This is a genomic window from [Leptolyngbya] sp. PCC 7376 (assembly GCF_000316605.1).
Lineage (GTDB): Bacteria > Cyanobacteriota > Cyanobacteriia > Cyanobacteriales > MRBY01 > MRBY01.
Map to the genome: position 1 here is coordinate 266,763 of NC_019683.1, position 11,019 is coordinate 277,781.

The window sequence follows — 11,019 nt, forward strand, 5'->3', positions numbered from 1 at the left end:
AATACACTAGCAGCGGATTACTTAAGCTTTTGCTTAATGAAACTCACAAGCTGACCCATCTGCTTCTTCAGCGTTTCGATCTCATTCTCAAGACTTTCAACCCGTTTTTGCAAAGCTTGAACATCAGCAGAAGCGACGCCACCACCAGAAGGTTCAGCCGCAGCATCTGCTGATGGTGCAGATACAACCTTGGGATGTTTACGGGCTTTCGCCATAGCATCCTTAATCGCATCGATCAGCTGTTTCTGATCAAACGGCTTTTCAATAAAAGAAAACAGCTCAAAAGGTTCAGTCAGCTTTTCAGTGACTTCTTCCTTACGTCCAGACATCAAAACTAGTGGGATGACCTTTAGATCAGGGCGCTTTTGAATTTCTTGGTAGACTTCCCAACCGCTCATTTTCGGAAGGAGAAAATCCAACATAATCAAATTTGGCTGCTCGGTATTAATCAAGTTAAAGCCTTCAAGGCCGTTTTTCGCCTCGATCACTTCAAAATTACCGTCAGGCAGCATATCTTTTACCCGCATGCGGATAACCTTGCTATCGTCGATTACTAGGATTTTGTGGGCCACAATACACTCCTTCACAAAAAGAATGGCAGACTTTAAATGTCTTTACTCTAGTGGTTCCGGCATCGGACAGTGTAAAGACGAGACCATAATCAGGTTTAACACAAAGCTTACGCTTAACATACACAGTGTAAGCTAATTTTTAAAGATCAAAACACAATTCCAAACGCTATTTAAAACTTGCTTTTTCTTCGAGTCCCATGCCAACCCCACGTGATCGTCCTTCTACTCTGCCGACTCAACCTCTCCCAAAATGGGTAAAGGCTCCCCTCGGTAAAGCCAGTGAAATTTCGACAGTGCAACGCATCATTAAGCAACGCGGCATTCACACGATTTGCGAAGAGGGAAAATGTCCGAATCGGGGCGAATGTTATGCCAATAAAACGGCAACTTTTCTGCTGATGGGGCCAACCTGTACCCGTGCTTGTGCCTTTTGTCAGGTGGATAAAGGGCATGAACCAATGCCTCTGGATCAAGACGAAGCAGCAAAAGTGGCAGAGTCGGTGCAGCTATTAGGCTTGGATTACGTGGTGCTCACCTCAGTCGCGCGAGATGACCTTGCGGATGGTGGTGCAGATTGGTTTGTGAAAGTGATGGAGGCCATTCGTGTTAGTAATCCACTCACTTTAATCGAAGTTTTAACACCAGATTTTTGGAGTGGTAAGGGACGAGAAACCAGCCAAAAAGAAAGGGTCGAAGCTGTAGTAACGGCCAATCCGGCTTGTTACAACCACAATATTGAAACGGTAGAACGGCTACAGGATAAGGTGCGACGCGGGGCAAAGTATGGGCGATCGCTACGAGTTTTAGAACTCGTTAAAGAATTTAATCCTGACATTCCGACAAAATCAGGATTAATGCTTGGGCATGGTGAGACGAAAGATGAAGTTGTTGAAGCGATACAGGATTTGAGAAAAGTAGACTGCGATCGCCTCACTTTAGGTCAATATCTAAGACCCTCCCTTGAACATTTACCAGTGCAAAAATATTGGACACCCGAAGAGTTTGAAGAGCTAGGGGCGATCGCCAGAGAGATGGGCTTTAGCCATGTTCGCTCAGGGCCTTTGGTGCGGAGTTCTTACCATGCAGGCGAGCCATAAAAATATTGCGTCAAATCGCCAGTAAAATATTGCGTTTCATCAAGGATTATTGCCAGACAATATGATTTTCAGCGGTTTTGGATTTGCATCTCACCAGAGTTCTAAGCTGAAGAAGACTTGAGCTGCAATAGCAGCGGGAAGTAGAAATGAATACCTCATCAATTAAACGCCCAATATTTACTATCGACTGGAACCTTGTCGTGATGGTGGTATTGGGTTTCTGGCTAAGCGCGTCTTTTTTATTGGATGCTGTGATTGTACCCGTATTATTCTCGACGGGGATGATGGCAGATACCGGATTTATTAGTGCTGGCTACGTGCTCTTTGGCGTATTTAATCGCCTTGAACTAGTCTGCGCCGCAATTATTCTTACCGCATTTTTTATTTTTCGAACTCAAAATAATTTTGGCGATCGCCGTGGCCTGAATGCCTTGGTTATCGCGAGTGTTTTATTAAATATAGCCCTCGCCTATACCTATGTTCTGACCCCACAAATTAGCGGTTGGGGACTAGAAATGGAAACCATAACCGTTCCTCCCACCATGCCGCAACCGATGATTTGGCTGCACGCTTGTTACTGGGTTTTGGAGCTCACTAAATTTGCTCTGGGCCTAACCCTCTGGCGATGGTGTTACAAAAAAAATTGTGCGATCGCCTAGAGCTTTTCGCGATCACAACATAGTAACCACCTAAAAAAATCGGGATATTGCACTGGCAATATCCCGATTTTGCTATCTCATATGTTCTAAGCTTTAGGCCATGTATTAGTTAGTTGCGCAACGGATTGTTCTCAAAGTTGCTGCTGCTGCGTAGTTACGCTGAGAAGCAGTGTCAGGCAAGAAGCGATCGCCAGACTCTTGATAAGGCGTTGCTGCATTACAGTAAGTGGACATTTGAGTGGTGAGGTCATTTGCCCAGTGCCCATCAAGGTCAACGAAGGAGAATGCTGTAGATGTTGCTGCGAGGGTCGCACCTTTGCCTTGGAGTTGGTTGGCATATTCCGCAGTACGACGGAGAATCGCCATTAATTCAGCACGAGTAACTTGTTGAGTGGGACGGAAAGTGCCATCTTTATAGCCACTGACAATATTGTTTTGCTGTGCCCAAGCAATTTTTCCTGCACTCCAACGATTTGATGCTACATCAGGGAAAGAACTGCCTTGACTCGCTACTTGAATATTGCTGTTGGGAACGACTTTGAGACTTTCAATCGCCATCGAGACAAGTTGCTCACGAGTCAAAGATTCAGTGGGGCGGAAAGTATTGTCATTAAAGCCCGCAATAAAGCCAACGCTAACCGCTTGCTCAATTTCGCTGCGGTAAATATCGCCACCAATATCAGTAAAACGAGATGCCGCAGTATCATCAGGCGTTTCATCTACGGGAGGAGGCGTAACGACCACAGTACCACCGCCAGTAGAGCCAGATTCAAGCGTCACAACTTGAGTCCCATCAGCAGAGAAGTAGAAATGTCCGAGGGGCTTATTTTCGTAAGTACGGCGGGTGAAGTCCCAACCGGGTAAGAGATCAATTTTTAGATAATCGTCAGCAAGACCATTGGTTTGACCAATGAGAATTTCAGGTTTAGAACGATCACTCGGGGTCGCAATCAAACGAACGTTATTCTCGGAGCGTTTCATCTGGAGCAAATATTTTGTCCCCAAATCTTCGCCATCAATCCGCATCGAATAGCCGTTACTGTCGGTGCTACGACGGCAATCACTGGTAAAAACAAAGTTGAGCAGTAAAGGATCAATGACGGTGGGGCTGCTACCGGATTCTGACCAACAAGCCCGCTTCCCTTCAAATTGCTCAATCACGAGGAGATTAAAGTCACCGGATTTGAGAGGCACTGCCACCGCTGCCATTTGGCTTTGGTTAATGCTGTCTTCCCCAAAGATACTTTGGGATTGTGCACTCTGGAACGGAACAAAAGTTGTAGCAACAGTAGTCGCGGCGATCGCCAAACATTTCAACGGTAGAGCAGTCTTAAACATCTGATGTTTATCCTTAATTGAGATTCACTGCTTTTATTAGACTGGATGCCAGAGATTTTGAGCCATTTCTGCATGACACTTTTACAATTGTCCGTTTTAGCAACTAATTCTCTAACTTATCCGTCACATCCTTGATTTTTTCTACATTTTCTGATGTGTCATTTTTAAGAATTAGGACACGCCGCGCAAAAGGAATCTCTACATTTTCACGATCAAAAGCTTCTTTAATGAGCTTGCGGACAAGACGCTGAACAGGTAAATGTCTTCCCGGTTTCACTTTCGTTGAGGTGCGGATCGTCAGTTCTGACTCCGAAAAATTATCCAGACCATCAATACGTGTCGGCTCCAACACATCCGAATGAAGTTCCTTTACCTGTTTACCAACTTCGGTCAGAACGCCATACACATGATCTAAATCGGAGTCATAATCTACCCCTACAAGCACCACAGCATATACATATTCCTTGGAATAATTCACGATGGTTTTAATGTCACCGTTACGAACGATATGTAACCGGCCATCCGGTGAGCGAAAACGGGTGACCCGTAGATCCATCGCTTCCACCACACCTGTTGCATTGTCTGTCTCCACAAAATCGCCAATCAAATAATAGTTTTGCAGCAAAATCGTAAAGCCATTAACCAGATCATTAATGAGATTTTGAGTACCCAAACTGAGGGCAAGACCGACAATACCAGCACCAGCTAACACAGGGGTTGGGTCAACTTTCAAAACACTAAGAATCGCAACCCCAGACCCAAAATAAATTAGGTAACGAACAATATTTTGTAGGGGAGGAATAAAGGTAAGGCGACGGCGACGTTGCGAAAAATCGAGGTTGTCATGGCGTAATAAAAACTCTTCGATGGAAATATTGGCCAACTCAACACAGATGCCTGTCCCCAAGATGATAGCGATGAGTTGGTTAATGGTAACGGAATAAATCGCAAGGGGTTTAAACCAAGGTAACTGTGTAAAAATCAGTCCGCCAATCGCGATAAAAACACCATATTCTAAGCATCGTTTGGTCAGACGAATAAGATATCGAAACCGTGGATAAAATCGTAAAAGGGAGTTGGGATGTTCAGCAATGTAAGGATCGGCTAAGGCATTGAGGGTATCAATCAGTGTAAAGATGCCATAGACACAAATTACGCCAAGGCAAGTGAGTAAATAGCATTCCAATGCCACATAGAAGTAGGCGATCGCCTTATCTGGCAAAAACACGAATTCTAAGCAAATCACCAGTGCGAGTAACCATAGACCTGTCTCTAAACTCAGCTCTACCGCCCATAAAAGCTTATTAAGACTCTGCTCGTTTGCTTCATTTTGCTGTGATGTTTTGAGGCGATTTCCTAGCCGTTCTGACCAAGGCCTAAGGGAGGCAATAATTAATGCCGTTAGTAACAGCAATAACAAACTCTTAAAAATTCCAATCCCAAAAGATTGCCATTGTCCCCTTGGTACACCAAAGACTAAGCCTTGCATGTAAGCCAATATAGATTCGCTGGTGTAAAACAAATAGCTATTAACGGAAACAATAAAGCCTAAACCCACAAAAACGATGATGTTTAGACCTTTTCTAAAGACAACTTTAGTAACGCCTAAAGGATTTAGAGGAGTATCAGGAAACCATTGTGAGAGACGCTCAATCGTATTGAAAGCAAGATAGCGAACAATAAAAATCACGATTAGAAAAATGACTATCTGAGCCATCACAGTAAGAATATCTATCCCCACTGGTCTGAATTGAATGAGTAGATCTGTCATATTTTTCTCGCTCTTAATGACTTAGCTCAACTATTAGGATTGGGTAAATTTAGAAATTATTTAAAGATGTTTGATGGTTACCAACTCAGCATTTCCAATATGAGTAATCATCCCGCTATTAATTTTTGTTGAAAAAATATCTTACGAAAATCGAGGTGAAGGGTATCTGAGGGCGATCGTCACAAGATTGTATCAGCTCATCTTGGGAGGCGTTTATCCGGACATATTCTTGAAACGATTGAAGAAATAAATGGACACGTATTCTCTGATTGTTTGGAAGTCGATTGCCCTATATGTCTATTCCTCAAAACACCAAAACACACTTGTTTGCGCACAATACGATAAAGCGATCGCCAACCACTAAATTATTGGTTGCAGAGCTATGCATCCTAGCCCAACCACTGATGGCAAATGCAGCAGAGGCAGCATCTTTGCCGGAAATGCCCGAACCAGAGCTGCCATCCCACAACCACACCATGGCAAGTGAACAACCAGCCATTGAGATTAGCCATGCAATTAGTCAGCCCGAACAATCTCCGATAGTAGAATTTCGTCAGGAACAGATTCCTTCTCCGCCTTCAGAGGCCACGGCAAATCCACAACTCAATCAACCAGTATTGCCGATGAGCGAAAATTCCAGGCCGCAAGCGATCGCCACACTAGAAAATCAACCCATCCAGAAACAATCAGTCAAGCACGTAAATTCAGAAGCACTAAAGCACCAACTAGCTCCATCTTTTACAGATCGCTTACCCAATCTAGAGTCTAATAATGTGGCGGCGATCGCCCAAGAATTCAGCAGCGAACCAAAACCAGCAGTAATCGTAGAGCAAAACACTACAGCAAGAACGATTAATGCCAACGTAACGACTGCTAGACCTTCCGTTCTAAACTCTCAATCGACTCAGAAACCAACATATGTGGCTCAGAGGACTCCCGTGATTAGGAGTGAGTTTTCGAAACGCTTACCAGTGCTGGAACCTTTAAATGTAGAACAAAGAGTATCTGATCTCCAAAGCAGAAATCAAACTAGCATAGCAGAACTCAACCGACCCCAAATAAGCCAACAAACTCAACGAAATCCTATTAACTCCGATGCATTTCTTCTAGCAGAGATTGCCAATATAGAGACACCTAAAAACTCAAATTCCAAGCAAGAAGAATTCTCTACTCAAATATTCAATCATCAATTGAATCTCCAATCGAAACAGCCGATAGACTCTACTTCAGATAACATTTCTCCGATAGAGCAAAATATCGAAGAGCCTATAGCAATATCACTCAACTCCAGCACTGAAAGATTTTTGCAAGAAAAGCAGAAAAACCAGAGCCAGTTCAGGTCATCAAGCAATAATAACTTCCGGAAAAATTCAAAGTATTGCTGGTTAAACAAATCACGTTGTATGTAGCTAGAGCAATCTCTTATCAAGACAAACATCTATAGAATAAAGAGCTGGTATTCTCATCTCGTAGAAATAGGTCTCATTCTATTGATTTCTCCTATACTTTTCTGTTGATTGAAAGGGTTGAGACCAAACAGTTTTCTTGATAAAAAGCCATTATTTATTTAGAGGTGAAAACTATCACTGCAACAAAAAAGTCACAAGTATCAACTCAGATACCTATTTTATGGGCGAAAACTCTACAATAGAAAAAATTCGTTATTGCTCCGTTTGTGCCCTATGAAGAGCCCGTTTTCCTCTATCTTTAAGCGAAACCAGTCCTCCAGCTCCAAGCAGTTCAAGTTTCAGGCTGGCTTGTTGGGACTACTTCTAGGGCAAGCTCTAGTTTTCGGCGCACCGGCGATCGCCCAAAATACAGAGGAAGAGCAGGGATTGACCTATGGCGAGCTACTAGAGAAAGTCGAGCGAGACAGGGTCGAAAAATTTGTCCTCGATCCAGAGACGAATAAGGCAACGGTAACGCTAGTTGGTCAGAGCGAGGAAGAAGCTGAAACACTCCAGCTCCTGAGCAACAACAAAGAATTATTGGACGCTCTCAAAGAAAACAACGTTGATTTTGAGGTGGTGCCCTCTCAGGACAACTCCGTGGCGATCGCCCTCTTCACAAACCTTCTACTCATTTTCGTGTTGATTGGTGGCTTAGTGATGATTATCCGTCGCTCTGCCAATGCTCAGAATAACGCCATGAATTTCGGGCGATCGAAGGCGAGATTTCAGATGGAAGCTGATACAGGTGTGATGTTCGATGATGTAGCAGGTATCGAGGAAGCCAAAGAAGAATTGGCAGAGGTGGTCACATTCCTCAAAGAACCCAATAAATTTACAGCGATTGGTGCCACGATTCCCCGGGGAATGCTTCTCATTGGCCCTCCCGGTACAGGTAAAACGCTCCTCGCTAAGGCGATCGCTGGAGAAGCAGGTGTGCCATTTTTTAGTATTTCTGGTTCCGAATTTGTCGAAATGTTTGTCGGCGTTGGTGCATCGCGAGTCCGAGATTTATTCCGCAAAGCCCAAGAAAATGCCCCTTGTCTCGTCTTTATCGATGAAATTGATGCAGTGGGTCGTCAACGCGGTGCAGGCATCGGCGGTGGTAACGATGAGCGAGAACAGACCCTTAACCAGCTCCTAACGGAAATGGACGGCTTTGAAACCAACTCTGGCGTCATTGTCATCGCCGCCACAAACCGCCCTGATGTCCTTGATAGAGCCTTATTGCGTCCGGGGCGCTTTGACCGTCAAGTCACTGTTGATTATCCCGATCATATCGGTCGTCTCGCTATCTTGGATGTACATTCCCAAGATAAGAAAGTCGCAGAAGAAGTTGACCTCAAAGTTATTGCCCGCCGTACTCCTGGCTTCACGGGTGCAGACCTTGCCAATCTACTCAATGAAGCAGCTATTCTCACCGCTCGCCGTCGCAAAGAAGCAATCACCATGGCAGAAATTAATGAGGCGATCGACCGGGTATTGGCAGGGATGGAAGGCTTACCAATTGCAGATAGTAAAAATAAACGCTTGTTGGCTTACCACGAAGTTGGTCATGCTCTTGTTGCGACTCTTAATCCTCACCATGATCCCCTCCAGAAAGTAACCTTGATTCGACGAGGAACAGCGGTGGGGGCTGCTTGGTATTTACCAGGTGAAGAAATGGGCTTAGATACGCGTCAGAAAATTTTGGCGGATATCGAAAGTGCATTGGCTGGTCGTGCAGCAGAAATCATTGTATTTGGCGAAGATGAGGTTACTCGTGGTGCAGAAGGCGATATTCGGAAAGTAACAGCTTTGGCCCGCCGAATGGTTACGAAATACGGTATGTCTCAGTTGGGCCAATTCGCCCTCGAGAAAGATGGTGGTGAAGTCTTTTTACAAAATAATTGGCAAAACTCACCGCCAGAATATTCTGAGCAGATTGCTAGCGCCATTGACGAGGAAGTACGTCAAATTGCATTTGATGGTCTAGAGCGTGCCAAACAGATCATCCAAGAAAACCGTACTTTGATGGATCGCTTGGTGGATTTGCTGATCGAGAAGGAAACGATGGAGGGTGAGGAATTTCGTCGGATTGTCGCTGAGGCAACAAAGTCTGACATTGTGCTCGAAAAACAGGCGATCGCCTCCTAGGTAGTCAGCCATGAAAAAAATTGCACTAGGTCTCATTCACGGTTACCGCGTTCTTATTTCGCCGCTCTTTCCGGCGAGCTGTCGATTCCAACCGACTTGCTCTCAATATGCCCTAGATGCCGTCGAGGAATATGGTGTGCTGCGAGGGAGTTGGCTAGCCATCAAGAGAATTTTGCGATGTCATCCCTTTGCAGAGGGTGGTTATGATCCGGTGCCTCACCGCTGCGATCATCAGTCTCCCGATTAAATTCTAAATGGCTTACCTTGTTTTTTGCGGGGCGATCGCCCTATAACCAAACATAGAAAGTATTTTTAGAACCATCACCCCTCCGAACGCCGCTATGACCGTAACTGCGACAGCCCCGATGACCGATAACACATGGCAATGGCAGGGCTTTGACATCAACTACCGCTGCTATGGCACAGAAGGACCCCCTGTTGTGATGATCCATGGCTTTGGCGCATCGGTGGGACATTGGCGAAAAAATCTACCTGTCCTTGGCCAGCAATACCGTTGTTATGCCATTGATTTACTTGGATTCGGCAAATCAGCAAAGCCCACTCCACACATTGAAGCAGACTACACTTTTGATACTTGGGCAGCTCAAATTCAAGCATTTTGTGAAGAGGTGATCGGCGAACCGGCTTTTTTAGTCGCCAACTCCATCGGCTGTGTGGTCGCGATGCAAACCGCCGTTAGTTATCCAGAATGGGTAAAAGGAATTGTCTCATTAAATTTTTCCCTAAGACTTTTCCACGAAAAAAACCTTGCAAAATCACCCATTTATCAAAAATGGGGAGTACCAATTTTCCAAAAAGTTTTAACGGGCACACCTCTCGGTAAATTATTTTTCAAACAAATTGCCCAACCCAAAGCAATCCGCAATGTCCTCTCCCAGGCTTACAACGACACCTCTGCAATCACTGATGAATTAATCGATATTCTGCTCACTCCTGCAAAAGACAAGGGTGCTGTGGATGTTTTTCTCGCATTTATTAGTTATTCACAGGGAGCATTACCAGACGAGCTCTTACCTTTGTTACCCTGTCCGGCAGTAGTAATGTGGGGCACAGAAGATCCTTGGGAACCAATCGCCCTAGGGCAAAAAATGGTGGCACAGTATTCCGACATCGAGTTTATTCCTCTTGAAGGGGTTGGTCATTGCCCACAGGATGAAGCACCAGAATTAGTCAATGCTCAAGTCATGCAGTGGCTCGCAGCTCAAGAAGCATAAATCGCAATTAAGCTTAGTCTCAATCGCAAATTAAACAGCTAATGGTTGTGACCATTTGTCTAACATCGTTTTGAGATCTTTGATATAAACCGGTTTGGCAAGATAATCATCCATCCCTGCTGCCAAACACTTCTGGCGATCGCCAGGCATTGCATAGGCTGTAATCCCGATAATCACAGGGGAGTGGGACTGCTCATACTGTTCTTGTCGAATTTTTGTGGCCGCCTCATAGCCATTCATTACGGGCATCGCACAATCCATCAAAATGATATCCACACAGTTGTTGGAACAATATTCTGCTGCTTCCTTACCGTTTTTCACGGATGCCACATCATATTGCATCTGTTCCATTTGTTTGCTGAACACAGCACGATTAATATGGTCATCTTCAACGATGAGAACACGAGTAAGAAAGGGTTGGGAAGATTTCGGCATATTGGTGTGTCACGCCTTTTGCTGTCTTGGTTAGCAACTGATGCAACATGGCAAAATTTGTGCTCCACAGGAGGTAAACAGTACGTATCAAGGTACTCGCTATAGCTCATAAGCACGCCCGCTAAAACACTAATGTCATCTCAGTAAAATCGCTGATTTTTGTGACTTTTACGAGAACAACTTACGGCGATCGCTCGTCATCATCAATACTCGTCCCCAAATAATGTCAGCAAAATCAATGAGGTGTACCATTCAAATTAGTTATGGCAACCCAGCAGAATAAACGCGATTATTCTATGGAATCATTGCCGTGAATTGCCCATGAACA

General features: G+C 44.6%; 10 protein-coding genes. 6 read left to right on the forward strand and 4 right to left on the reverse strand.

Features of this window, described 5'->3' with window-relative positions:
- Positions 1–17: 17 nt before the first annotated feature.
- A complete protein-coding gene (locus LEPTO7376_RS01185; RefSeq protein WP_041764648.1) occupies positions 18–575 on the reverse strand; it encodes a response regulator in 558 nt (185 codons plus the stop codon).
- Positions 576–769: 194 nt separating this feature from the next.
- Between LEPTO7376_RS01185 and lipA the strand changes: the two genes are divergently transcribed.
- Positions 770–1,669: a lipoyl synthase gene (gene lipA / locus LEPTO7376_RS01190; protein WP_015132468.1), complete on the forward strand. Its 900-nt coding sequence runs from the start codon at positions 770–772 to the stop codon at positions 1,667–1,669.
- Between the two features lie 146 nt (positions 1,670–1,815).
- Entirely contained in the window at positions 1,816–2,328 is a 513-nt protein-coding gene (locus LEPTO7376_RS01195; protein WP_015132469.1) for a DUF4149 domain-containing protein, read from the forward strand.
- A 105-nt stretch (positions 2,329–2,433) separates the two neighbouring features.
- Here LEPTO7376_RS01195 and LEPTO7376_RS01200 read toward each other — a convergent pair whose 3' ends face one another.
- Positions 2,434–3,666 carry a DUF3747 domain-containing protein gene (locus LEPTO7376_RS01200; RefSeq protein ID WP_015132470.1) on the reverse strand — a complete coding sequence of 411 codons (1,233 nt, stop codon included), beginning with the start codon at positions 3,664–3,666 and terminating at the stop codon, positions 2,434–2,436.
- Between the two features lie 103 nt (positions 3,667–3,769).
- Positions 3,770–5,437 carry a mechanosensitive ion channel family protein gene (locus LEPTO7376_RS01205; protein ID WP_015132471.1) on the reverse strand — a complete coding sequence of 556 codons (1,668 nt, stop codon included), beginning with the start codon at positions 5,435–5,437 and terminating at the stop codon, positions 3,770–3,772.
- A gap of 293 nt (positions 5,438–5,730) precedes the next feature.
- Between LEPTO7376_RS01205 and LEPTO7376_RS01210 the strand changes: the two genes are divergently transcribed.
- The 4 genes from LEPTO7376_RS01210 (at position 5,731) to LEPTO7376_RS01225 (ending at position 10,256) form a co-directional block, all read left to right on the forward strand.
- The gene (locus LEPTO7376_RS01210) at positions 5,731–6,846 is read left to right on the forward strand and encodes a hypothetical protein (RefSeq protein WP_015132472.1); all 1,116 of its coding nucleotides are present in this window, start codon (positions 5,731–5,733) and stop codon (positions 6,844–6,846) included.
- A gap of 273 nt (positions 6,847–7,119) precedes the next feature.
- Complete coding sequence (gene ftsH / locus LEPTO7376_RS01215) at positions 7,120–9,021, forward strand: ATP-dependent zinc metalloprotease FtsH (protein WP_015132473.1); 1,902 nt, start codon at positions 7,120–7,122, stop codon at positions 9,019–9,021.
- Positions 9,022–9,031: 10 nt separating this feature from the next.
- A complete protein-coding gene (gene yidD, locus LEPTO7376_RS01220; RefSeq protein ID WP_015132474.1) occupies positions 9,032–9,268 on the forward strand; it encodes a membrane protein insertion efficiency factor YidD in 237 nt (78 codons plus the stop codon).
- 94 nt (positions 9,269–9,362) lie between these two features.
- A complete protein-coding gene (locus LEPTO7376_RS01225; protein ID WP_015132475.1) occupies positions 9,363–10,256 on the forward strand; it encodes an alpha/beta fold hydrolase in 894 nt (297 codons plus the stop codon).
- 30 nt (positions 10,257–10,286) lie between these two features.
- Here LEPTO7376_RS01225 and LEPTO7376_RS01230 read toward each other — a convergent pair whose 3' ends face one another.
- A complete protein-coding gene (locus LEPTO7376_RS01230) occupies positions 10,287–10,691 on the reverse strand; it encodes a response regulator (RefSeq protein WP_015132476.1) in 405 nt (134 codons plus the stop codon).
- Positions 10,692–11,019 lie beyond the last annotated feature (328 nt).